This is a genomic window from Chitinophaga jiangningensis (assembly GCF_900142605.1).
Classification (GTDB): Bacteria; Bacteroidota; Bacteroidia; order Chitinophagales; family Chitinophagaceae; genus Chitinophaga; species Chitinophaga jiangningensis.
Window position 1 is genome coordinate 178,048 of sequence record NZ_FRBL01000006.1, and the last position, 24,735, is coordinate 202,782.

The 24,735-nt window shown below is 47.0% G+C and carries 18 protein-coding genes and 1 tRNA gene; 3 read left to right on the forward strand and 16 right to left on the reverse strand.

Annotated elements, in window-relative coordinates:
• Window positions 1–102: 102 nt before the first annotated feature.
• Entirely contained in the window at window positions 103–2,568 is a 2,466-nt protein-coding gene (locus BUB18_RS16210) for an outer membrane protein assembly factor BamB family protein (RefSeq protein WP_073083079.1), read from the forward strand.
• A 313-nt stretch (window positions 2,569–2,881) separates the two neighbouring features.
• Here BUB18_RS16210 and BUB18_RS16215 read toward each other — a convergent pair.
• Both BUB18_RS16215 and BUB18_RS16220 read right to left on the reverse strand, forming a co-directional pair.
• Window positions 2,882–2,953: transfer RNA gene (locus BUB18_RS16215), tRNA-Met, on the reverse strand.
• A 151-nt stretch (window positions 2,954–3,104) separates the two neighbouring features.
• Window positions 3,105–3,872, reverse strand: a complete 768-nt coding sequence (locus tag BUB18_RS16220; protein ID WP_073083082.1) for an NIPSNAP family protein — start codon at window positions 3,870–3,872, stop codon at window positions 3,105–3,107.
• 104 nt (window positions 3,873–3,976) lie between these two features.
• Between BUB18_RS16220 and BUB18_RS16225 the strand changes: the two genes are divergently transcribed.
• Complete coding sequence (locus tag BUB18_RS16225; protein ID WP_073083083.1) at window positions 3,977–5,086, forward strand: suppressor of fused domain protein; 1,110 nt, start codon at window positions 3,977–3,979, stop codon at window positions 5,084–5,086.
• A 107-nt stretch (window positions 5,087–5,193) separates the two neighbouring features.
• On the opposite strand, the gene BUB18_RS16230 is transcribed toward BUB18_RS16225, so the two are convergent.
• The 14 genes from BUB18_RS16230 to BUB18_RS16300 all read right to left on the reverse strand — a co-directional run bounded on the left by BUB18_RS16230 (window position 5,194) and on the right by BUB18_RS16300 (window position 23,489).
• Entirely contained in the window at window positions 5,194–8,370 is a 3,177-nt protein-coding gene (locus tag BUB18_RS16230; protein WP_083550124.1) for a lantibiotic dehydratase, read from the reverse strand.
• 107 nt (window positions 8,371–8,477) lie between these two features.
• Window positions 8,478–8,840 carry a response regulator gene (locus tag BUB18_RS16235; RefSeq protein ID WP_073083090.1) on the reverse strand — a complete coding sequence of 121 codons (363 nt, stop codon included), beginning with the start codon at window positions 8,838–8,840 and terminating at the stop codon, window positions 8,478–8,480.
• A gap of 23 nt (window positions 8,841–8,863) precedes the next feature.
• A complete protein-coding gene (locus BUB18_RS16240) occupies window positions 8,864–9,067 on the reverse strand; it encodes a hypothetical protein (RefSeq protein WP_073083092.1) in 204 nt (67 codons plus the stop codon).
• Between the two features lie 135 nt (window positions 9,068–9,202).
• Window positions 9,203–9,949: a LytR/AlgR family response regulator transcription factor gene (locus tag BUB18_RS16245; RefSeq protein WP_073083095.1), complete on the reverse strand. Its 747-nt coding sequence runs from the start codon at window positions 9,947–9,949 to the stop codon at window positions 9,203–9,205.
• Between the two features lie 9 nt (window positions 9,950–9,958).
• Window positions 9,959–10,801 (reverse strand): sensor histidine kinase, encoded by an 843-nt coding sequence (locus tag BUB18_RS16250; protein ID WP_178372149.1) that lies wholly within the window; start codon window positions 10,799–10,801, stop codon window positions 9,959–9,961.
• Window positions 10,802–11,653: 852 nt separating this feature from the next.
• Window positions 11,654–12,904: a TlpA family protein disulfide reductase gene (locus BUB18_RS30145; protein WP_083550133.1), complete on the reverse strand. Its 1,251-nt coding sequence runs from the start codon at window positions 12,902–12,904 to the stop codon at window positions 11,654–11,656.
• Window positions 12,905–12,914: 10 nt separating this feature from the next.
• Entirely contained in the window at window positions 12,915–13,781 is an 867-nt protein-coding gene (locus BUB18_RS16265) for a peroxiredoxin family protein (RefSeq protein ID WP_073083104.1), read from the reverse strand.
• A complete protein-coding gene (locus tag BUB18_RS16270) occupies window positions 13,781–15,217 on the reverse strand; it encodes a PKD-like family lipoprotein (protein ID WP_073083107.1) in 1,437 nt (478 codons plus the stop codon). Before BUB18_RS16270 ends, BUB18_RS16265 begins: the two co-directional genes overlap by 1 nt.
• 22 nt (window positions 15,218–15,239) lie before the next feature.
• Window positions 15,240–15,926 carry a DUF4843 domain-containing protein gene (locus BUB18_RS16275; RefSeq protein WP_073083109.1) on the reverse strand — a complete coding sequence of 229 codons (687 nt, stop codon included), beginning with the start codon at window positions 15,924–15,926 and terminating at the stop codon, window positions 15,240–15,242.
• Window positions 15,927–15,936: 10 nt separating this feature from the next.
• A complete protein-coding gene (locus tag BUB18_RS16280; protein ID WP_178372150.1) occupies window positions 15,937–17,274 on the reverse strand; it encodes a RagB/SusD family nutrient uptake outer membrane protein in 1,338 nt (445 codons plus the stop codon).
• A gap of 88 nt (window positions 17,275–17,362) precedes the next feature.
• On the reverse strand, window positions 17,363–20,800 hold the full coding sequence (locus tag BUB18_RS16285; protein ID WP_218588051.1) for a SusC/RagA family TonB-linked outer membrane protein: 3,438 nt from the start codon (window positions 20,798–20,800) through the stop codon (window positions 17,363–17,365).
• A gap of 142 nt (window positions 20,801–20,942) precedes the next feature.
• Entirely contained in the window at window positions 20,943–22,103 is a 1,161-nt protein-coding gene (locus BUB18_RS16290) for a FecR family protein (RefSeq protein ID WP_073083112.1), read from the reverse strand.
• Between the two features lie 78 nt (window positions 22,104–22,181).
• Window positions 22,182–22,778: an RNA polymerase sigma factor gene (locus BUB18_RS16295; RefSeq protein ID WP_073083114.1), complete on the reverse strand. Its 597-nt coding sequence runs from the start codon at window positions 22,776–22,778 to the stop codon at window positions 22,182–22,184.
• 93 nt (window positions 22,779–22,871) lie between these two features.
• Window positions 22,872–23,489, reverse strand: coding sequence for a class I SAM-dependent methyltransferase (locus tag BUB18_RS16300; RefSeq protein ID WP_073083116.1), 618 nt, complete (start codon window positions 23,487–23,489; stop codon window positions 22,872–22,874).
• 122 nt (window positions 23,490–23,611) lie between these two features.
• On the opposite strand from BUB18_RS16300, the gene BUB18_RS16305 reads away from it, so the two are divergent.
• Window positions 23,612–24,724, forward strand: a complete 1,113-nt coding sequence (locus BUB18_RS16305; protein WP_073083119.1) for a Fic family protein — start codon at window positions 23,612–23,614, stop codon at window positions 24,722–24,724.
• Window positions 24,725–24,735: the final 11 nt, after the last annotated feature.

The following is a 24,735-nucleotide window of genomic DNA, read 5'->3' on the forward strand; positions in this document are numbered from 1 at the left end:
TTTGTCTGTGAGCCACCGCCAGTAACAAACCTACGGTAACCTACCGCGCGGAGCGCGGAACCTCGCCAATGACACCGAAGGTGTCATTTTTAAATTATTTATATGAAAATACAGTTAATCATCACTGCGCTGTTCAGTATGGCAGCAAGCGCATCTGCGCAGGGCCTCTCCGGCAATGTGTACCACGACAGTAACCGCAATGGTGTTAAGGATGCCGGAGAACCCGGCATCAAAAATATCAGCGTATCGGATGGCCGACACGTGGTGAAAACGGATGCTGAAGGTAACTACAACTTACCAGGCCATGCCCGGCAGAAGTTCATATTCATTACGCCTGCGGCTGGATATAATTTTGTGAATAACTATTACCTGCCTGTCGACTCCGGAAAAAGTACGTACAACTTCCCGATGTACCATACCGGTAAAACGGATGCCAGCAGCCACTTTGTAAGAATTACTGATACGGAAACCTCCCTGTACGGCAACTGGATTAATGAGGTGAAAAACTTTGCACGTAATGAGGCGGCGGACTTCATTGTGCACACCGGCGATATCTGTTATGAAAAAGGGATGCAGTTCCACGCGCAACAGGTGAATACCAAAACGATGGGTCTGCCGGTGTATTATTGCGTTGGTAATCACGACCTGGTAAAGGGGCCTTATGGCGAAGCACTGTATGAATCTCTCTTTGGACCTGTATTTTATTCCTTTGAATACGGAAACACACACTTTGTGGTAACCCCCATGCCTTACGGCGATTACAAACCTTCCTATACCTACGACGACCTGTATTACTGGCTGCAGAACGATCTGGCAAATACAGATCCATCTAAATCCGTTGTAGTATTTAATCATGACCTGCTTACTTTCGGTTCTGATTTCACTATTAAAAACTCAAAGGGGGAAGTGCTGAACCTAAATCAGCATAACCTGAAAGCCTGGATCTACGGGCACTGGCACTATAATTTTGCACATCAGCATGGCAACAGCGGCATTCGTAGTTTGTGTGCGGCGCCAGCTGCTGACGGCGGCATCGATAATTCCATTTCCAATTTTGAACTGATACAGGTGGATAAAGATGGTATTCAGCAGGTAACGCGGCGCTACAGTTATGTGGCTAATCACATCTCCCTGATAACCCCCACAGTAAATGGTATTAGCTATCGAAACGGTAAGATGCAGGTGAGTGCAAATATTTATCAGACTGATGAAATCCTGCAAACTGTTAACTATAAAGTTTATAGCAAAAAGGGTAACCTGCTGAAAAGCTTATCCCTGCAGCCTTCGGGCGATTGGAACTGGCATGCGGATATTGAACCTGCTGTAATGAAACCTTATCTTAAAGATACCTGTTATAGTACGCTGGAGGCTACTTTGCGCTCCGGTCGTGTGCTCTTCAGGCGCGATACTTTTGTGATGCAGCCACCGATGACGGTGAAATCCACTAACGAAACCTGGAACCAGACCCTGCAAAATGCCCAGCGGGTACCGGTTACAAAGCAGGTGAATTTCTCCGGCCTGCAATTATTGTGGTCATCCAACCTGGGAGCGGCTGTGTGGAAATCGGCTCCTATATTGAATAATGGAAAATTATACCTGGCCACCATCGATGATGAAAACCTGGAGAAATGTGCGATAGTGGCTATGGAAGCCAATACAGGTAAGGTTTTATGGAGATATAAAACTACAAACTCTATAAAGCATAGTCTTTCGCTCAGTGGTAACTATTTATTAGGGACAGATGCAGAAGGCATCACCTATGCGCTGGATGCCGCTACAGGCAAGCTGCGCTGGCAACATAACGGACCTATGAAAGGTTTACCTCCCTATAACTGTGGTGGCGTGGTGTATGAAGATATGTATATCACCGGTACCGGAAATTTCCTGCAGGCCCTTGATATTAAAACCGGAAACCCACGCTGGACCAACACTTCCTGGAATGGCGGTGAAGCTACGCCCACTGCTATGACTATCTGGAATAACCTGCTGATCACTTCCAGCAACTGGAATCACCTTTTTGCACACGACCTCCAAACGGGCCAGCTGCGCTGGAAAAGGAGCGATGGCGGGATCCGTTTCAGAAGTGGTACGCCGGCAGTGCATCAGCATAAATTGTTGGTGCAGGGCATTAATATGTTGCATGTTTTGAATGAAGAAGGTAAAACCATTGATAGCATTAAAGTAAACGGAGAGCTGAAAACCATGACTGCCCCTGCTATCTGGCAAAACCAGGTGTTACTCGCCACCGCTGCAGACGGAGTGCAAACTTATGAACTCGGTACCGGCAAATGGTTATATGGCTTCAAGCCATTGCAGGCATTGAGTTTCACGGCACCTTATTCACTGCCACCGGCAGCTACCGTTGAAAGTACACCCATCATCAATGGCAATCATGCTTTTATAGCCGCTGCTGATGGCTGGTTATATGTGTTGGATCTTGCTGCTAAAGGCAGGCTGGTAGCTAAGTTCGAAGTAGGAGCGCCCGTGTATGCGGATATGGCATTAGCAGGTGAGGTGTTGTATGTAGCAGATTTTTCGGGGAATGTAAATGCATTTCGGTTGCATTGATGGTATTGTAGCTGGCAATAATTATTCTGTAAAGACTTGATTTTTCAATTCTTTACAGAATAATTATTGCCAGTTGTTTACCATTTTATTCACGAAGTAGAGACGCCTCGCAGGCGTCTATTCAGGTAGGTCTACTTCACAATCTCCGCTGTAATTTAAGTCGGCATTAATGATGTTAACAACATAAATTTACGCGGAGATTGTGTTTTGATAGACGCCTGCGAGACGGCCCTACTTCGCGAAAATTTATTGCCGTCAAATTATACCAACTAAAAAAGGCTTTTAAGCGTCTGCTTAAAAGCCTTTCTCTTTGTAGCGAGGAGCGGATTCGAACCACTGACCTTCGGGTTATGAGCCCGACGAGCTACCTCTGCTCTACCTCGCAATGTGGTTGCAAATGTAGGCAAATAAATCAAACCACAAAAAATAGTGTTAAGTTTTTTTTATCAATTGCTAAAAAGATGAAATTTGATGTGCGCTGTAATCCTTTGTAGTAAAGCGTTTGAAGCCTGTCTAAAAAACTTCAAAAAACTTTTCTAAAAATCTGAATAAGCAGTTGGTCGTACAAATATTATATCCTGATGTGATACATTGTGTGCATATTCAGGCAGCGCGGATAATTTTTTCCAGGCAGGATCAGCACCAAAAGACTTCCAGTGTGCATCACGATCGGCTTTGTTGTTAAAGGTAGTCATGTACATCAGGTTGGGAGTATGACTACCGGCAATTACGCTACCGTAAAACACTGCATTGAATCCGAGCCGGCGGAATATTTCTATTTCACCACCAGCATTAAACATCTTTACTTTATTACTGTGATAGGCTTCTGTAGCGCTTTCATAGCTGCGAAGTTCATATACTCTTTCTGCTTTAGGGCTGCTGAGTGCGGGCAGTGCCATTTTTGGCATATCCTCGAAAGCCAGCAGCAGTATGGTTTCTATGCGATTGTAAGGAGCAGTATTATTGTACCCGCTCATGAAAGTAGTGGCGGCAGTGGTGTAAGCAGCATCTTTGTCGAGCTTCGCCGGCAGTTGTGAAACCTGGTCCAACGACTTAAATGCACTGAAAACGTATACACGCAGATCGGCTGTATCCTGCGTCACTGGCTTGAATACACCTACCTGGCTAATACCTGCACGGTGTAATGCCGGCAGCAACGCCTGCTCGAGATAACTATCCAACCCTGCTTCCTGTGAGGCGCTGATATGATATACTTTAATCTGGTAATATTGCTGGCCGCCCTTGCCGGCAGCGAGAAATGGCAATGCTATACATAAAGTCAGCAACGATAATAATGTTTTCATGTACGTAGAATTTGCCGGTCAAAATACAAAAAGTAGCGGGAGATTTCCAAACGTTGATCCATCTGAGTGGATAGCCGTATATTAGCTGTTACAAATGGAAACTTATGTATAGCGAACCTGAAATGCTGATAGAAGAAACGAACGACAGAGGCACCATGTATGCCATGGTAGAGCAGGATGACCGTACTGCGTACTTTTATTTATATCCATCTGAAATCATGGGTAACCGATTTAAACCAAGGCCATGCTGGTTGCGAAACCTGCAGCCCGCCCCTGAAAAGCGGGATACGGCAGCTATGGAAAACGGTGTAGCCCCAATGCTGGAAGCTAAGTTTTGTAAATATCCGGAAGGGGAAGCCCCTTTGGAAAAAGAACGTATTTCCTTTATCTGGAATGCAGAAGGTGACGGCGCCGCTATTTTATATGATGAGGAAATTATAGGTATCATTCCCGGATGGGGATTGTACATGGACAGGCCACCGGCTTATGCGGCGGCGTGTACCGACAGCAATGATAACAGCATTACCTTTCCCCTGGGAACGCCGGAAACCAATATGCAGTACCGGAAGTTCCTGGATGCAGCGGATTTCTGGAACAACTGGCAAAACGAGGAAGCCCCGCAATGGCCGGCCATTCAGACGAGTTTCATGGACGCCTATACGAAAGTATTTGGTGCAGAGCAGGCCTATTACGCCATCGATGATAATAAGTGGCCGCCAATGGCCATGGCCAAATTTGAGAAAGACGAGGTGGTTTACTTCCTCACACTGGGCATGAGCATCCGCCCGATGCCATGGGTGGATTTCCTCTACAATGAAAATGCCGGCGGCTATCATCGTGCGGAGCTGGCCCTGGCCATGGATAAGAAAATATTTACGGAGGAGCAGATTATGCAGGTGGCGCAGGTGCTGGCAGGCCTGGCCGACAGGCCATGGAAGCTCGTTACCTGGCTCGGAGAAGGGCATACCGTGTCCTCCGGCGTGCTGCCAAAGCCATATGAGAGCCTGATCCTGTCATCCGCACTGTACAACGGCCCGGCCATAGAGTTGCCCCAGATGTATGGCGACAAAGTAAACCTTTACTGGTGTGTACCTATCACTTTTGAAGAGCGCACCTTTGCGCACAGCAAGGAAAATGGCGGTTACGACCTCCTCGAGAAAATGATCGGGGAAGGCAGCAATCATATTGTTACCAACAGGAATCCTGTAGTGTAAGGCTTTCTGAAGAAGGGGCCTGAGAATTGCAAGGAGCAAGGAGAAAAAAACAGGGGTGTATCAAGAATGATGCACCCTTTTTTAATTACCAACTATTCTATTTTATCCTAAATCATTAAGTTTCGCAAATTGAAACTAGTCTTTTCTTTTGCCAGGACTGCTGTATAATGCTTGGTGAGGCAGTGGTATGTAACCAGTTCGTGTAAACGTGGACTGGCCAGGAAAAACCTGTTAAGCATCATATGGAGCAGGTCACCGGTTAACTTTTGCAGCCGGCGCGACCTTTGAGCCGAGGCCTTACCGCAAATGATCCGTATTTCTGTACAAATATTTTTTATTTCGGACCCGTAGAGGCTGAACTGATCATAGATCACGTCGGCCAGCGGGAATGATCGGGCTGTTTCGTCCAAAATACCTGCGATAGCCTGTTGGTGTTCCCTGAACTTATTATTCAGCTGGAACTGGAGGTCATTGTTGCCATTGAACTCGGTAAACAGGGTATCCCGCAGTATACTGAGGATATCCAGCTTTTGCTGCACGTTATACCCCAGGCTTTCCAGCATGGTGTCGGTTGCCTTAACCGCAAATATCCACCTGTAAAATTCCTGGTTGCCGCTTTGTATGTGTGGGAGTAGTTCCAGTACCAGTTCGCTGTCGTGGTAAAAGATCTGCTCACATAAATCCATTATATCGGCTCCATAGCGTTCCAGTTCGCGTGTATAGGTGTCAAACTGAATTTTATGGATGATATCGTCGTCGATATAAGCCTGGAAGGCCTGGTTGATTTCATTGATAACGGTCTGGCTTTGTTCCGGATCGGTGAGGTGGAAGCGGAGCCGCAGGTGATTATCATTGTCCACGTAGCGGATAAAGAACCATTTGTGAATGATTTCGTCCAGTTTCAGGTTATTGACAATGGGGTACACTTCTGTGGTCAGCAGTTTATCTACCCATTTAGGACCGCAGTAAACTTTAGCATACAGCCACTCAGAGCCCGGGCTGAATGTCCTTTTGACATTTATTTGCTGGTTTTCCGGAATGGCTGTTCTGCTATGGGTATATGTGTTATTATAGAGAGGGACGACAATTTCATTGCAGAAGGCACCTGATTCCGTGCGGATGAAGAGGTGTTCTTCTTCCAGGAATGATTCAAAAAGGGTAACGTTCCCTTTTTTGAGGTGGGAAATCAGGAGGTCCCTGGCCAGTACGCATGACAGGTCGAGGAACAGTTCATTATCTGATTCTGCAAGGATTACCTTTTCAGGTATATTATTTTTATTAAGGAGATGTAAGAGCTGTTGTTGTTCATCACCTCCGTCCTGGAGGAACGCTTTGCTGAGCAGCCGCCATTGTGCTCTCCGCAGGATCACTTCATTAAACCTTACGCGTGGCAGGTAGGGGAGTTCCTGGAGGATGTTCCAGTCCCAGAGGATTGACATACTTTCCTGCTGGCTTTGCATGGCGCAGAGGAATTTGTAGACACTGAGGCTGTTGTTGAAGTTATGCGCGCTGGTGAGTCGCGGCACAATTTCTTTATGCAGGGATTTAGAAAACAGGATGATATTGTCATTGACTACGTTAACGTATATATCGCTGACAGGTATTTGAAATTCCTTATCCAGGGAAGATGTTCCGAGGAATGGGATTTCGTAATCGTAGAGTTTGGGGCGAAGCAAAACGTTACCGGTGCGGCCTTGGGGGAGGTGGATAATTTCAGCAATTATTTTATCTCCCAGCAGCATTTTTTCATAGGCTGCTATCTGGCGCATGTGGTCGGCGAGGGTTTCACTCGAAGAGCCGAAGCGCCCCATTAGGGGAAGGGCGGAAGGACCACCGCAACTTTTGAGTACGAACCGAAAGTCGCCCGCATCCAGGTGGCTGGTACTGCTGGCGAGGAGGTTACCCATGGCGGTGGAAGTTGCCGGCAAGCCGGTCGGGTTTTCGGGGGTCGCTTCCAGCAAATCTTCAGATGTAAGTACGATTTCGGTTAAATGATGTTGCTGTGCCTCTGCAAATTTTCTCAGGACCAGCTTATGGTGATTGGTCCATTGGTTTTGGTTGAAAGAAGACGCTGAGGGGAGAACAAGATCATCGATGACCGGGGTATAATTGGACTTATCGCCTGAAAGGATGCCAAATCCAATACCATTTTCACTGTCCAGTACGGACATGAGTGGCATTGCTTTGCCTTCATAGCGTGCGGTATATTTCTTTTTGAAAACAGCCAGGTCTGGGTCTTCATGAGAAACATTCAGCGCGGTAAGCTCGCTAAGGGTTTGGGTAATGGTGTCAATAACCTTATGATGGAGGTTATTGGCGGGTGTTTCGTGGAAGAGGTCGACCACCACGAGGTCTTTTTTAAGCAATCCTGGGCTAACTTTCTGCAGTAGTTCTCCTATAACATTATAAGGTTCATTTCTTTTCTCATAAGCAACCAAATGTTGTTGTGCTGCTGTCAACAGTTGCTGCAACGGAGCTTTAACTCCTTTTAAACGGAGCTTTTCTGCAATTGTACTCAGATAATCCGGACCTGTTAACGTCGGATGAAAGGCCGAGACGAGTATTTGGTTTTCCACCAGCATGCTGATGAAGCTTTTGGCTTCATCAGCAGTGATAGAAAGATCCATGAGTACAGCAGTGAGCTGTTGAATGGATGCGCCATTACTGGCAGTAGATAGGATTTTCTCTAGATAGATGTTATGGGAGAAACTACTGAGAAAATAGTGTCTTTTATTTTCCTTGATTTGATATTCGTAGTAACGGTATGTATTTCCTACCCGGTAGATACTGCTGTTAGGCAGGAAAGTGAGTACAGCGGCGATTTCCGGGTCAGCGACCAGTTCATCGGCGATTACCGACAGGCAGTGCATGTCGATTTTTGCTTTTTTATGGCGGGAGGACTCGTCTATGGTAATAGCAGTCGGTGCATCCGTGATGCTGCCGGTAGAACAACCTGCAAATAAACCATATGGTGTGCAACGAGCACTCATTCTTAATAAATATTTATATAGGGTCAGTACCAGTTTGTGTTGTTTTTGCGGCCTGAGTACTGATGTACCGCTTAACCAATCCAGCAGACTTGTATGTAACTCCTGGCTGGCCAGATATATGGCTTCCTGCAGCACGGGCTGCCGGTAAATTTCTTTTAATGCTGCAGTTAAAGAGGCTACATCACGCTTATTTCCAGTATGAAGGGACTTAATGGTGTTGTAGGACAAAAGCGGCAATCGTAATAGATAAAAATCGAAAGACTTAACCTGCGGCATCAATATGCGATCGTGCATGTCTTTTGTTTGAAGTACAAGGTGCTAACATCTTTATCTACATAGATATTTTTTCGACCAAAAGCATCGTTTGCACGACGAAATGACGAACTTTTTCAATATCCTGCTCAGGCAAGTTTTAGCATTTTAGTGACCTGATCACGGAATTTTGAGAAACTGACAGGTTTTGGCAGGTACCCGTGGCGCCCTCCCAACGGCAGGTCTCCAAGGCTGGCAAGTGGATAGGCAGTTACTACAATAAAGCTGCAATCAGTATTTTTTAGTAGTTGACTCAGGCCGGTAGTTTGTCTGCCGTATATGTTCACATCCAGCAGGATAAGATCGATTTCCCGGCTTCGGATCAGTTCCGAAACATCCTGCAATTTATCAGTAGCGATAACGAGCTCCATGTGGTCCATTCTGTTCAGATAACTACTGAGTAATTCCACCGCAAGGGGCTCGTCATCAACTATTGCACAACGGTATGTCATCTCTCTCAACGCAACCAGGGGATTTAGAATTTTAAGGTAAGAATGCCGGACAATGTGGTAGTTTGTGTACTGCCACAAGTGGTTTCCAATGAATTACTTCGGCCCTCCTGCAGTTTGTTTTTCAGCGTACTGAGGTTATTTACTGCAAAAGAATCCGCTTTAGCGACGATTTCTTTGTTAAGTTCCAGTGACGGAATTAATTGGGAATTGAGCGTACGTGTTTTCATGGAGATCAGGGCGTTTTAGTTGTAAACAAAAATGCCGATGTTCCATTACAGTAAATTTTCTTTTAGACCAAATGCAGTAGCTGCACGACAAACATAACTGGAATCCTAATTAGCCGTATGCGCGGGATTGGGCAACTATTCTTCTCCTTCCCTGGCATCTGAGGTAATGCCAAGGCGTTTATTGAGCTCGGATTTGTATTGTTTTGAAATGATAATCGTATGGTTATTTATGAGTTCGGCGGTATTGCCAATAATATTCTTGATAGCGTTTAATTGCACAATGTAGGATTTATGCACCCTGATAAACTGATTATCCGGTAGCAAGTCCTCCATATGCTTCATTCGCTGGTAGATAATATGCGTTTCCCGGGCTGTCACAATTTTGATGTAGTCCTTCATGCCTTCCACATAATAAATATCGTTGAAGATGACCTTACTGAGTTTTTGCCCATCCTTCACAAACATGTAGGTAGCGGGAGATAGTTTCTCCTTTTCCGGTGCAGCGGGTTGCTTCCGCTGCTGTAATATAGCTTTGGCCTTGTTGATGGCCTTTAGCAGGCGGTCAAAACCAAAAGGCTTCATCAGGTAGTCCACCACATCCAGCTCGTATCCCTCCACTGCATAATCCCTGCTGGCCGTGGTAAAAATGACCAGCGGAATATGCGGCAGTGAGCGAATCATTTCCACCCCGTTAATATTCGGCATCCTGATATCAGAAAACAATAGATCAATCGTCTGATTCTGCAGTATTTCCAACGCTTCCAGTGCGTTTTCACAGGTGGCTACCAGCTCCAGCTGGGGAACCCTGCCAATATAGGTTGTCATTAATTCTCTGGCAAATGGTTCATCGTCAACTACCAGACATCTAATCTGTTGCTCCATTTATGTACTTTAATTAAGATTTAGTGATAGGGTCACTGAATATGTGTCAGCACAATCCTGAATATCCAGTTTGTGCTTTCCCGGATACAGCAATTCCAACCGCTTGCGGGAGTTAGCCTGGCCAATTCCTCCCACCTCTTTAGGAACATTGTTTACGCTGTTTTTACTGTTACTAACACTCATGGTAAGTAACGGCCCATCAGCAGTAATCCGGATAGTAACATGACACTGGCCGTCATTTCCCACATGCCCGTACTTAAATGCGTTTTCCACAAATGGAAACATCAGTAGCGGACTGATCAACTGATCACTGATCTCCTCCTCGTTATACTCAAAAATAATGTTTGCCTTGGCGCCATACCTCACCCGTTCCAGCTCCGTGTAATTCTTCAGAAAAGCTACATCATCCTGCAATTCTACCAAAGGTGTGTCTGAATCATATAATGTATACCGCATCATTTCAGATAAATGCAAAATCAAATCCGACGCCTGTTCCGCGCCTTTTAACGACAACATATAAATGTTGTTAAGCGTGTTAAACAGAAAATGCGGATTTAACTGAGATTTTAAGAAATTCAACTCCATATCCAGGCGATCCTTCTCCAGTCGTAAGGTACGGGTTATATTACGTATAATATCCAGCACCAGTTTCGCTACAATACAAGGCGCCACCGCCGATACAAATGGCCAGCTTCCTCTTACCATCCTGCGGTAGGCAGCCTTTCCGAATATACCATCCGCCAGTACTGCATTACATACCTGCCGGACACTGGGCACCGTAATCTCCAGGTAATTACTGATTAGCCAGGTGCAAGTATAATTAATAACATGATAGCCAAATACAGGAACCACCAATAAAATTATTCCCGGTATATATCTCCCCTTTGAAATAAAATAAGGGACCACCAGATACATAATAAAGTAAAAACAAAAGGCAATCGCCAATACGTTGCGCAACGCAAAAGCCTGACAGATTATTAAGGATTCGGAGAATGAAGTTATAAGAATTACAGTATGTAATGTATATAATAAAAACCACATGAGTAAGTGGGCGAAGATGCTCACCCGACGCGTATAAAACTTGTCGAACGCCCCCGACGTTATCCATCTCATCAGCCAGTTTCCCTGCTTTGTTGCTAAAGTATCTGAGTTATGTCTAGCCGTTATGGACATTGGTCGAATAATATTTCATGGATACTAAATTCTTTCGTGCTTTGTATCCAAAATAAGAAAAAGTAACAATTCATAAATTAATTATTTGTCGGGAGCACTTATGTTTCGCATTACTTATTTTTTAACGCAAAAGAAACCGAAATAGCTGTTTAATATAATGATATCGCCTATTTTGTATATATAAAATATTATTATAATTCAAACGCAGAATTACATCCACTGAAGTTTTATCCCTCAAAATACCCTGCCGGAAAACCCTTCCAGAGTCGCAAATCCACCGATGGATTTGCGGCTAAGCAGGTGTTAAAATTGTTCCGCCGGAATAACATTTTCATATAATCTGGACCATTTAACCCTCCATTTTCCATCGTTAACCCCAACTTTTTTTCCAGCATCATTAAAGACACACCTGCGCTGCACCCGTTGCATGCCACCATCATCTAATTAGCTAATTCATACATCCCTCAGAATAAACAAGGCCTCCACCGGTGATCCGGGGAGGCCATTTTCATAGCGTTTATCTATATCTTCCTATAATAATTTTTCCAACATCAGATCCAGCTCCATCATCGACGCATCAAAATTGCCTGAAAAGCCACTCAGCCTATACCGCACATTGCCCGACTTATCAATAATAAATTTGGCAGGAATACCCTTTACCTGGTAGTCAGTAGCCACCCTGGCCCCTTTATTATCCGCTATTGCCTCATCAAGCAACACATCAAAGCGGTAACTGTTATCCCTGATATATTTAGCCACCAGGTTACGACGCTCCACCGGATTGGTTTTCTTCTCCCAACAATTAATAAACAGGAATAAGGCTTTCCCTTTATACTTGTCAGCTGCCGCCTGCATTAACGGGAACGACCCTACGCAGGGACCACACCAGGTAGCCCAGAAATCCAATACCACCACTTTCCCCTTTAAATCCGACAGCTTCCAGCTTTTCCCGTTGAGATCCACCAGTTCAAAACCCGGCGCCACATAATTGGTATCGGCATGTGCTACTTCTGCCTGATATTTTCCACGCAAACTATCACTCAGCGCAGCCATCACCGCATCATAGTCGGCCTGCTTTTTACCAGCCGCCTTCCAGGCTTTCTTAAATAGCTCCCGGCCCGCATCATCACTCTTACCATCTTTCACCATTTTATGCATTACTGCCAACGCACTATCCGCCTGTTTATTTTCCAGCAAAATCTTCGCATAATATGTCAGGTCTTTATTCTCCTTTACATAACCCATTTGGTGCGCCGGCTCCATATAACTATACGCAGCCGCATAACGTTTGGTGTCATACAACAACTCGGCATAGCCCACACTAAACGTGTAATAATCCGCGCTGTCCATTTTTACACCGCCTTTGGCCCTCGCAAGGTCCTGCAGGTAGAGCTTTTCTGCATCCGCCGTCCTGCCTTTTTTAATCAAAGCATTACAGGTATGCACCATAAACTGGCGGCGCATCATCCCGGGAGGAATGGCCGCGAAAGTATCCAGCGCACCGGGCTTATTCGCCTGAATCATTTTGCTGACCACCACCGAACGGGCAATCTGATAGATGTTCGCATGCTCCGGGTACTCCTTTTCGGGATACCTGGCCAGCATCCGTTCAAACAGCATCCTGGCTGTATCCGCATTGCTGGCCGTGTCTATCGGGGAAAACTGCCGGAAGAGCTCCTGCATCATATTCGGCTTTTTCGCCGCCGGTGCCGGCTGCCCCTGCGCATGTCCATTCAGGTACACGCAGGCAGTCAACACAGCCATTGATAATAGTTTTTTCATAATGGTTGGTTTAGGATTTTTTGTTGTTCAGGATAATGTCCAGTTGCTCCAGGAGTCGCTGCCCACGCAGGTTGCGCGCCACAATCCTGCCCTGCGGATCTACCAGTACATTCTGTGGTATAGCGTTGATGAAATATTTTTTAGCCACCTCGGTTTTCCACCACTTTAATTCTGATACATGCGTCCACGTTAGACGGTCCTTTTTAATGGCAGCTAACCACGCGGCCTTCCCATCTTCCTTATCCAAACTAATTCCCAGCACGGTAAAGTTTTTAGGACCGTATTTTTCGTAAGCCGCCACTACATGTGGATTCTCGGCGCGGCAAGGCCCACACCAGCTAGCCCAGAAATCAATTAACACATACTTACCCCTGAAGTCCTGCAGGCTTACCATCTTCCCTGATGTATCAGGTAAACTGAACACCGGCGCCATTTTACCAATCCCCAGCTCTTTCATTTTTTCTACATCCGCCAGGTATGCCTTTACTTCCGGTGCTTCCATCACCGCGGGGGATAGCTGCTTCAGCGCCGCATAAATTTTCTCCGGTTCATTGCTGCCACCCAGTTTACTCCGCACAATATCATAACTGATCATAGAACCTGGATATTTCTTCACAAAAATAGAATCACTTATGGCGCGGTGCTGCCCTGCCATACGCAGTTGGTGACTGACACTGGCCTTTAATGCAGTGTCCGTCTGGAACGTTGCAGCATTACCCTTAATCGTTGCTGAAACAACGGCATAAATGCTGTCAGCCTCGTGATTCAGCGCGGTATATTGTGTGTAATACGGATCGGAGGAACGATCTTTTTTCTGTGCCTGTACTGACGTGGCCAATGCAAGTGCCATACCTGCGGTGAGCATAAGTTTGCGCATTATTTTCTGTTTTTATATTCCAGGTCCACCACTTTTTTAAAGCCGGTATAAACCTTCGTAAAGGTGTTGTTTACAAAATCGCCGGTGTTGGAAATGGAGAAGGAATACACTTTCCCTTCATTGTTTTCCAGCGTACCGAAGGTGATCACGCGGTTGTTATCCGGATAGCTGATCAGCAGGCTGGTCGACATTTTCAGTCGCATGGCCGTAATTTGTGTGCCTGCCGGGAACGTATACACGAGCCTGGCTTTTTGCGCCGGAATGTCCAGCAAATACACCTTGTTACCCACCGCATAATAAATTTGCAGGTAGATTCCGGAGGACGCAAAGAGCCGTGCATCCTTTATTTCCGGTGCGTCCACCACATCATACTTTTCAGCGGCCATATTGGTAGCCGCGGTATTAAGACGGTACACATAGAATTTATCGGCAGTAAGGTCCTTGAAAAGGCAGTTATGAAAATCGTTATTACTTTCTCCGGCATACACGAGCGTTTTGCCCACATTAGCCAGGTCAAATGCAGAACCTGCAGGGCTGATCAGCGGTGTCAGCTTACCATTGGCATGGGAAAGGAAGCGTCTGTATTTAGTGTCAAAGAAAATAGCATTATCACTGCTCATCATTGGAAATACATAGGGAGATATCACGTAATCGCCTTCCAATGGTGCACCATACCGGCGCGGCCCCTGATACGAAAAGGGGAGGTAATGCACTTTCCCGTTGTTGATAACGAAACCAGCCACCCCCAGCTTGTTATAAAATATGTTGGCAGGTGCAATGGTATCCGGTGCTTTAAAGAACCAGTTCGGATAATTCAACTGCTTTTTAAAGGAGATATAATCCATAGATACACCTCCATCTTTACTAATTAAAAAGATATCCTGGTCCCCGATATAAACGTTGAGTACCCGCACCCGGAAGCTGTTTGCAGGAAGCTTCTCCCCGTTTGCGGTTTGATACACATTACGCATCACGCTCCCATCGGGCCTGATCAGCGATAACTGTTGATCGCCCCCTTCTCCATCCAGTACTATCCAGCCTTCGCTGTAAATACTGGATACCCGCATAAAGAATTTTTTGAAGGTGGAAATACCGGTTTTCTTTTCAGTGGCGGCAAACAGGAGCGTGTAATCCCCCGGGTTCACCTTCACAACGGTATCAATGGCGGTACTCAGCCCAAGTGTATCATTCACACTTCCTGCATTGATATACGGGTATACTGTCCAGCGGTAGTTATAATCTCCCGAAGGCATTGTTTGTGCAATCTCTACCTGCATCTTAATCCTGTCGAACTGGTTTACCAGGATGGTATCCGGTGTAGTACTGGTGATGGTTAATTCATTAATCGGATGCAGGTCATAATTGCCTTTATCCTTGAAACAGCCTGTGAGTACCAGAAGCAGCAGGCATAAACAACTGTATAGCTGACGTGTCATAATTTTTTGGTTTTACCTGAACTTATGGGAACACTACGGGTTCTCCGTTTTCATCATACAAAAACCCATGATCATTTTCATAGGCGTAGAGTGCGTTGCGGCATTCCTGGAGTAAATTTCTTTCGGAAATGTAGTCCAGCCCTGTATAATCCACCACGCCGGTGGCCTTAATAATCAGGTCATATTTTACATTACTGTATTTCCCGAATAGGTTATCGCGCCAGCTGCTGGGTTTGGACAGGAAATCGTTTAGCCGTATCAGGTATTTCAGCTGATCGCTTACACCGGTTTTGAAATCTGCTGAGTTAATGATCTGAATCCAAAGCCGCATTTCGGTTTTTTTCAATACCGCTGCCCGGTTCACTTTTACCGGAATGGTACCGGTATAGCTGTTGGCAGGAATGATTGCTGGCAGAATTTCAAAAGTAGAAGGGTCAGCAGTAGAGGCTGCGGCAATGAGCTCGCAGCCTACCTGCCGGTCGGTTTTTGATGCTTCTCCAATTATGCGGAGGGGTAAATAGATCGTATCGGTGAGTACACTGTCAGGCACTACGGCAAACGAATAAGTGATACTATCGTCGGTGATGGTTTTGTATCGGACGGCTTCATAAAAGTAAACCAATGCCGTGGAACTGTAGGCCTGTAGCGATTCTTTCTGACAGGCGCCGAACAGTATAACGAATGAAATAAGATATAATAAGCGTTGCATGTTGTTAATTTTATCCGTGGTTGAATTCAATTTCATCATCAGGGATGGGCAGTACATAAACTGCTGCACTGCCTGCAATGCCTGATCCTGCGATTTGTGTGCTATTTTTGCGTTTGTAATAAAAAAACAGCTGTCCTTCCTGGTAAAATTCTTTCCTGTATTCTTTAAATATCTCGTTGTCCAGCTGCTCTGCGGTGAGGGTGGCGGCCAGCGCTGCCAGTCCGCGGTGCTGCCGTACCTGGTTCAGCAGCGCTGTTTTCTCCGGCAGGCTGGCGGTAGCTTCTGCGGCGATGTAAAACATTTCAGAATAACGCAGGATTGGCACACGGCGGATGGAATTGCCATTGCCAGCCAGCAGATCATCCAGCCAGTATTTTGCCGGGTATTTTGTGGAGGCGCTGCCCTCGGTTTTCCAGAGGTACAGGTATCTATAGTCTGTGCTGCCACCGGATGCTATTTCGTACAGCGTATTGATGAAGGCCGTTTTGTTGGTGAGCAGATTGTTAGTGCCCGCGGTACTTTTGAACAAACCTGCATTGATTTCTTCCTGATTGGCAGAATAAACGGCAAACAAATGCTCGGTGGTAAACAGGCGGTTAGGGTAAACTGTACTGATAGCACCTACCTCAATGAACGAAAATTTACCGCCATCGATCACCGTTTTAGCCATGGCATAAGCGTTCGGCAGGTCGCCTTTATAGAGGTAGATGCGGGCCATCAATCCGGTCACCGCCCAGTAATTCATGTGATTACGCGTGTGCGATAAAAACAGATCGTCGGTGCTGTTGTTGATGTTTTGATAAACCGCCAGCAGCTCCCGGGCCGCTGCCAGGTCCTTCAGGCAGGCATCCAGCACTTCATTGAGCGTGAGGTTAGGCTTCACCGTCATGGAAAACTGCGTAACGTATGGAATACTTTTTTTGTCGAGCCCCAGTGCAGGCACCCCGCCAAAAGCCCGCAGCAGATCGAAGTGCAGCAGTGCACGCAGGCCCAGCGCCTCTCCTTTAACAATGTTGTAATTATTATTTACAAACAAGCTTTTGTGGGTATCGATATTCGCCAGCAGGTTGTTGAGATTGGCGATGACACTGTATCCTTTCGTCCAGTATTCGTTAATGAGCTGCCTGGCCTTGGTATCGGTATACTGGTAGGCACCGGCTTTGTTGTACGTATGAAAGGAGTTGGATACATCGTAGTTACCTCCGAGTACATCCATCATGCCCATGGTAAAGTTTTTACCATACAGTGAAGTGTCGGAAATAGATACGTAAACACCTGTCAGCGCATCTTTAAAGCCCTGTTCATCCTTCCATAGGTCGGATTCGTTTACATAGGTTTTAGGTTTCACATCCAGCCATTTACTGCAGCCCGTGCTGCAAAATATTACCAGAAGAAGCCAGTATGTAGATCTGTGAATAGTTGTCATCAGCGGTGATTTAGAAAGTGGTGGTAAGATTGAAATTGATATTGCGGGCAAATGGATAATCCAGTCCTCTCTCCACCTGGATGGTGGACAGGCGGAAGAGGTTATTCATTTGCAGGTTCAGGCGGGTATTTTTGAAATGCCATCTCGCCGTCCATTTATCTGGTACCAGGTAGCCGAGTGACAGGCTTTCCATTTCGAGGAAGTTGTTGGTTTGCACAAACCTGGAAGTGGCCAGGGTAGGGCTGGTAACGGGGAACCCGTCGAGATCAGCGAGGCCTTTAAAGTAGGTGAGGTCACCCGGTTTTTTCCATCTGCCCAGCAGCACGCGTTCATCCACATTAAAGCGCACGTCAGCATTTTCCACGCGGTCGGCCAGCGTTTGGTTATACATCTTTCCACCATACTGGTAGCTGCAATAAACGCCCAGCTGTATGCCTTTCCAGCTTACGTTGGTGCCTACGTTGCCACTTACGGTAGGTAGTGCATCGCCCACAATTACTTTATCAGCAGCGCTCCAGTTGTAGGTGCGTTCTCCTTTTTTAGTGATATAAATTTCTTTACCGGTGCCTGGGTCGATACCTGCCGAACGCACTGCCCATATGGCGTTCACGGATTGACCTTCTTCAAAACGCAGCTGCGGTTTTGTTTGCAGGTTGTTATCGGTTTTGTCGTTATTGGCATTCATTTTTTTCAGGGAATTGGAAATTTCCTTGATTTCATTTTTGTTGTGGATACCGTTAACGAATACACTCCAGAAGGTGGATTGCTTATCATTCTTGATCAGGAAAACATTAATATTCCCTTCCACACCGCGGTTTTGCAGCTTACCAATGTTTTCCTTATAGGAGGAAACGCCAACGGAGGGCGGGGTATTGATATCCAGCAGCAGGTCGTTAGTAGTTTCCAGGTAAGCATCCAGGCGAACGATTACCCGTTCTTTGAGGAGGCTAACGTCCATGCCTATATTTTTTTTCATGGTTTGCTGCCAGCGTAAGTTGGGGTTGCCGTAGGAGAGGAGGTTGGCGCCGAGCATCCCCAGGTAATCGCGGCTGGTATTGTAGGCGTAGGTAGAAGTAGCCATGTACGGACTAAAGGTTTGACTACCGGTAGTACCCACGCCGCCACGCAGCTTCAGCCTGTCTATAATTGATCCTTTCAGCGCGCTCATAAACGCTTCCTCATGCAGGTTCCAGCCCAGGCCGAGGGCCCAGAAAGGGGCGAATCGGTTGTCGGCACCAAACTGCGTAGAGCCGTCCATGTTAAAGGAAAAATCTGCCATGTAGCGGCGGTCGTATGTGTAGTTCAGACTACTGAACATGGACGACCTGCGGGTAATATCATTTTTACCGCTGGGCCGGGAGTTACGCAGGTAAGTGTTTCCCAGGAAAATTTCGTCGAGGTTGGTGTTAGGGAATCCGCGTACGGACATGCCTGCGGCGCGACTGGTTTGCTCCGCCGCCCCGGCCCCAATGGTGGCGAAGAACAGCCCGTCGCCAATTGTTTTATTGTAATCCAGTGTGGCGCTTGCATCAAAGGAGAAGAAGCTACCATTGGTTTTATCGTAGCTGCCACGTTCCAGGTAGGCCTGTGAGGCATAGTCCACCACGTTGATAAAGGCGGTATGATCCGCCGGCAGGAATTTATCTGACTGATCGGCCTGGCTGATGATACCCAGCTTACCTGTGAATTTGAGCCCGTTGCGCAGGCGCCATTCCAGGAAGGTGTTGTTGGTAACACCGAAATATTTAGCGTAGTTGGAGGTGCCGAGTGTAGCGTCGTATAAAGGATTGGCTACCCGTGTGCCGCCGGCATAGCCTGGGGTGGTGAGGTAATCCAGCTGCTTTTGTACGCGGCCGTTGGAGTCGTAGGGCGACCAGTACGGATTTAGTCGCGTATATTGAGAGTACGCACCATAGGGCGATTCATCGGAGCGGTTACCCGTTACCGTTAGTTGATTACGTACCAGTACATTTTTACGGCGATAGGAGAGCATCATGCCGCCTTCATAGGTTTTACGACCGGAGCCGATCATCACCCCGCGGTTGTTGGTGTAACCGAAGTTGACTGCATAGCGCAGGTATTGGTCGCCACCTTCCACGTAGAGGGATTGTCGTGTACCCACGCCCGTTTGCACCGGCTGGGATAACCAGTAGGTGTTTACTCCTTTTTCTATTGCTGATCTGCGTTTGGAATACAGCTCATCATAAAACTGTTGGTAGTTGCCATTGGAGCCGATATAGCGGCCGGCCAGGCGTTCTACTTCCAGTTTGTCGGCCGCATTCAGCAGGTGGTACGGGGTAAGGTCAGGTGCCGTTACCTGCAGAGTAGCGGAGTAATTTACCGTGAGCTTACCCGGCTTGGGTTGTTTGGTGTCTACCACTATTACGCCATTGGCGGCGCGGGAGCCATAGGCCGAAGTGGCCACCGCGTCTTTCAGGATAGTCATGCGCTCAATGCGGTTGATATCCAGGTCATATATTTTTTGCAGGCTTACTTCAAAGCCATCCAGTATAAAAAGGGGCATACTGGGATTGGTTTGGTAGGCAGACATGAAGTCCGCGCCGGAAGCGGGTATTCCGCCACCGGTACCCTGCACGGGGAAGTTGTTGGTACCACGTAGGCTGATTTGCGGAAGCCGGTTTGGGTCACTGCCAAACTGCACATTATCCGGAATACGCATGGCGGGGTCAAATACTTTCAGTGCATCAAAAACGCTCATGGAGTTGACGCTGCGCATTTGTTCGCCGGTAACGGAGGTGGCTACACCGGTGAAGTTTTCCACCGGGCGTTTGAACAATCCGGTGGTCACCACTACTTCATTGATGTTTTCCACGGCGGTCAGCAGTGCTATGGTGCCAATATCTGACCTGCCGTTAACGGCGAGTTCACGTTTTTCATAGCCGATGCTGGATACTACCAGCCAGGCGCCGTTAGGGACGTTGCGGAACTGGAAGTTGCCGCTGCCGTCGGAGAGGGTGGCCACGTTGGTGCCACGTACCAGGATAGTGGCGCCTGGTATGGGTTTGCCGCTTTCATCGTGTACGCGTCCTTTCAGTGGTTGTTCTGACTGGGCTACCGAATTTGGGCCATTGGCTTTGCGCTGACGGATCACCACCGTGTTTTCGATGATTTCAAATTCCAGAGGCGCATCTTTCAGGCAGGCTGCCAGTGCCTCTTCCAGGGATGTTTGTTTAAAATCTACGTTGATGCGTTTCTGTTGACGTACTACCGACAGGTTGTACACAAAGTAATAGTTGGTTTGTTTTTTAAACGACCGGAAAACTTCGTCCAGCGTTACATTCTGGGCCTTCATGGTTACGCGTTGTGCATAAGTGCTGGCGCTTAACAGCATGCAGATCACCAGTGTAAAGGCAAATGAGCAGCGGCCCACGTAATGCCAGGGCATACGTCCGGGCTTTACCGCTTTGTGCAAAGCAGTCGAATTCATGGCTAGTGTTGGTTTAGGGCCATACGATGGCGGATACGGCTTGGCGCATCGCATCGGTTGACGGTAAAATGAATAGTGAAACGTTGGTTGGCGGATTGGCCTTATCCTCCTGGCCGGTTTCTGTTATGTTGGTTGATGTATGTCAAATCTTTACTATCACCTTATTTCCTTCAATGATAAAATGAATGTTTCCTGTTTTTTCTAATAGCTCCAATACTTCTGATAACTTTTTAGACCGGGATATGGTGGCCGCCACTTCATATTTGGCGATATCTCCCTGGTATTCCACTGTTGATATATCGTACCAGCGTTGCAGCTGGGTCATAATGTCTTTGATGTTGCCGTAAAATTCGAAGCGGCCTTCCTTCCAGGCGATGGTTTCGCTGATATCCACGTTACGCACGGCTAAATCGCTGCCTGCTATGGATTGCTGTCCCGGTTCCAGTACTATACTTTTTTGGGGAGATGATACCCTTACTGCTCCAGAAACCAGTGTGGTGGCTATATTGGCTTCGTCGGTATAAGCCTTCACGTTAAAGCTGGTGCCGAGCACCTGTACTTTTACATCTCCGGCGCTCACTATAAAGGGCGCGTCTGCATTTTTCGCGATGTCGAAATAGGCTTCTCCGCTTATTTCCACTTCCCGTTTATTCTTAGGGAAGGCAGCAGGGAAGCGTATTTGGGAGGAGGCGTTTAATGTAACGGTGCTACCGTCGGGCAGGGTCAGGATAAACTGTCTGCCCCGGGAGGTGCTGATGGTATGGTAGGTAATATCGGTTTTCGTATCACTGTCAGGGTTATACGAAAAAGTGCCGTTTTGCATGCTAAGTTGCAGTCCGTGGCTATTCACCGTGGCGCCGTTGTGGAGGCTGTCCAGCGAAATGGTGGTACCGTTGGAGAGCGTGAGGGTGGCGCTGCCTTTTACAGCGGCAATGTCCTGGCGGGTGGCCAATGCTTTGTTTGCCGGGCGTGCATGGTTTTGCCACAGGTATATGCCGGCGGCAATCAGTACCGCAATAGTGGCGGCTGCCATCCATCGTCTACCGGGGCTTAGCGTGTGAATGTTGGGAGATGATGGGGTAGCGTGTATACGTGCCTGCAGTCTTTCGAGGCTCTGACGTCTCCCTAACTCCTGATCCACATTGCCCACAAAACTTTTTTCCCGGGCTGCCTGATCTATGGCAGCAGCCAGCAACGCGGCATGGTCGGGGTTTTCCAGCATGTCGTAAAATGTGGATAACTCCTGTGCGGATAAAGTATCCGTTAAATAGCCATCGAGTAATTGTTCAAAAGTTTTGTTCATGCAAGGCAATGATTTAGTTCGGCCTTTATACTACCACGCAGTAATTAGCCGGTACTCCCGAAAAAAAGTGAAATATTTTTAAAAATTCTGGAAAGCCTTTATCAGCAAAGGAATGCCGGTCCAGTATAAATAACCGTTGCGGTGCAGGTAGGTCCGGATGGCATTCAGGGCAATGGTAATGGTGTTGGCCACCGTTTTTTTGGACAGCCCTGTTTGTGCCGCAATCGCTTCATGACTCAGCCCTTGTTCGCGACTCATTGCAAAAATCTGCTGCTGCTTAGGCGGCAGGCTGGCTAAGGCGGAATTGATGACGGCGGTAGTTTCTGTGATGGAAGCGGCGGGCAGCTCCTGCAGCGACAGAGAACCATTGCTGTATTGTTCCAATTGTTTCTGGCGGGTGGCAGCTTTACGGAGGTGACTAATAATTTCATTGCGTACCATCACCATCAGGTAAGGTGTGAATTCCTGGATTTCCGTGAGCTGCGTACGTTTGAGCCAGAGTTTAATAAATACTTCCTGGATAATATCCTCTGCAAGGGCGGGGGATTTCAGAAATGCCAGGGCGAGTGCATATACCTCATTCCAGTAATGCTGGTGGATTTGGGCGAATGCCGTTTCATCCCCATCGGCAGTCCTTACCAGCAGTTCACTTATGCTTAAATTTTCATCCCTCATCCTGATCTTGGTTGTATCGGTGGTAAAATAAGAAAAAAAATCCCGATGAAGGATGTTTTAGTGTGGGGCTAAAAGTGATAGTATTATTAGATTTTATTGCTTTTTACAAATGACGAGGTAGAACGGGTAGTTTTCCTGGATATCCCTGATTCCTGTTAGTCCGAATGCGCCAAACGCTGTAGTGACGGCGGTTTTATCGTAGAAGTACATGTTGATGCCGCCAAACATTTCATATCTGTTTTTGCTGATGTATTGGCCTTTGCCGTAGGTTTCAGCAGCTTGGGTGATCATGGTGAATATCATATATCCGTTGCTTGCCAGTTGGTGGTAGCAATCGCTGATCAGTTTTTTTCTTTCGTTTTCATTTAGGAGATGTATGAGTGCGTAGCAGAAAATGCCATCGTACTTGTTGGTGTCGAACGGCATATCCGTAACGGAGCCCTGGTGTATAGGTATTGTGTCCCCGAAATGCTTATGTGCTAACTCAATAGCGGTTTGAGATATTTCGATTCCTGTTACCTGCATGTCGTTTTCCAGGAAGGGCTGGGCGTTGCGTCCGTAGCCTATGCCGGGGATGAGTATCTCCTGGAGATTTTTTTCTTTGAAGAGGTTGGCGGCGATGATGGCGGAGTGCGCCGGTTGTAGTCCCCACATTTCTTGTTTTTGGGAGAAGGCGGATTCCCAGAATTCGGGTGTTTTGTGGTCGGGCATGGCGGATTTTTGCAACGAAGTTACAAAAAATGCGTTTCTGGGTATATTCTCCGCATTATTTGCGTAGAATGAGGTGCATTTGCGGTGAATAATGCTTATATTCGACGCATAATTTGCGTAGAATGTTTATCTATCAGTTGAAAAAGTGGCCGTATTTTACATGGGACAGCGAGCTGATAAGTCCGCTGCTAGGGGAAGTACGTCATAAGCAGGGTAGATTATTAGGACAAATGGAGCACCTGGGCTTTGCGCTGCAGGAAGAGGCATTATTGCTCACCCTGACAGCGGATGTTCTTAAATCCAGTGAAATTGAAGGAGAGATCCTGGATGCCGACCAGGTACGTTCCTCCATTGCCCGGCGGCTGGGAATAGAGATTGGTGGACTGGTGCCATCCGACAGAGATGTGGAAGGTGTGGTGGAAATGATGTTGGATGCTACGCAACATTACGATCAACCGTTGGGGGAACAGCGACTTTTTGGCTGGCATGCTTCCTTATTTCCGACGGGATACAGTGGCATACATAAAATAGTAGTTGGCTCCTGGCGGGATAATACTAAGGATGATCCCATGCAGGTAGTATCAGGTGGGATGGGGCGTGAAAGAGTACATTTTCAGGCTCCTGGCTCCGAAGTACTTCAGCAGGAAATGGATCGTTTTTTAACCTGGTTTAATAGGGATGAAACAATAGACCCTGTAGTAAAAGCAGCGATTGCTCATCTCTGGTTTGTAACGTTGCATCCTTTTGATGATGGTAATGGTCGTATAGCCCGCGCGATCACGGATATGCAGCTGGCCCGCGCGGATAAAAGCCCGCAAAGGTTTTATAGTATGTCGGCCCAGATCAGGATAGAACGTAAAGATTATTACCAGATACTTGAGAGCACCCAGAAAGACTCACTGGATATAACCGGGTGGCTTATGTGGTTTCTCGCTTGCCTGGATCGCGCTGTGAGTGGTTCGGACAAGATTTTGGCTGCTGTAATCCGCAAAGCTAAATTTTGGGATAACCCACAGGCGCAAACGGTAAATGACCGACAGAAGCTCATGCTGAATAAGCTCCTGGATGGCTTTCATGGCAAGCTCACTTCTTCAAAGTGGGCAGTCATCGCCAAAACTTCGCAGGATACGGCTATCAGAGACATACAGGATTTGATGGAGAGGGGGTTACTGGTGAAAGAGGAAGCAGGGGGAAGGAGTACGAGTTATGTGTTGCGGGAGGAGGGAATTAATTAAAAATATTTGAA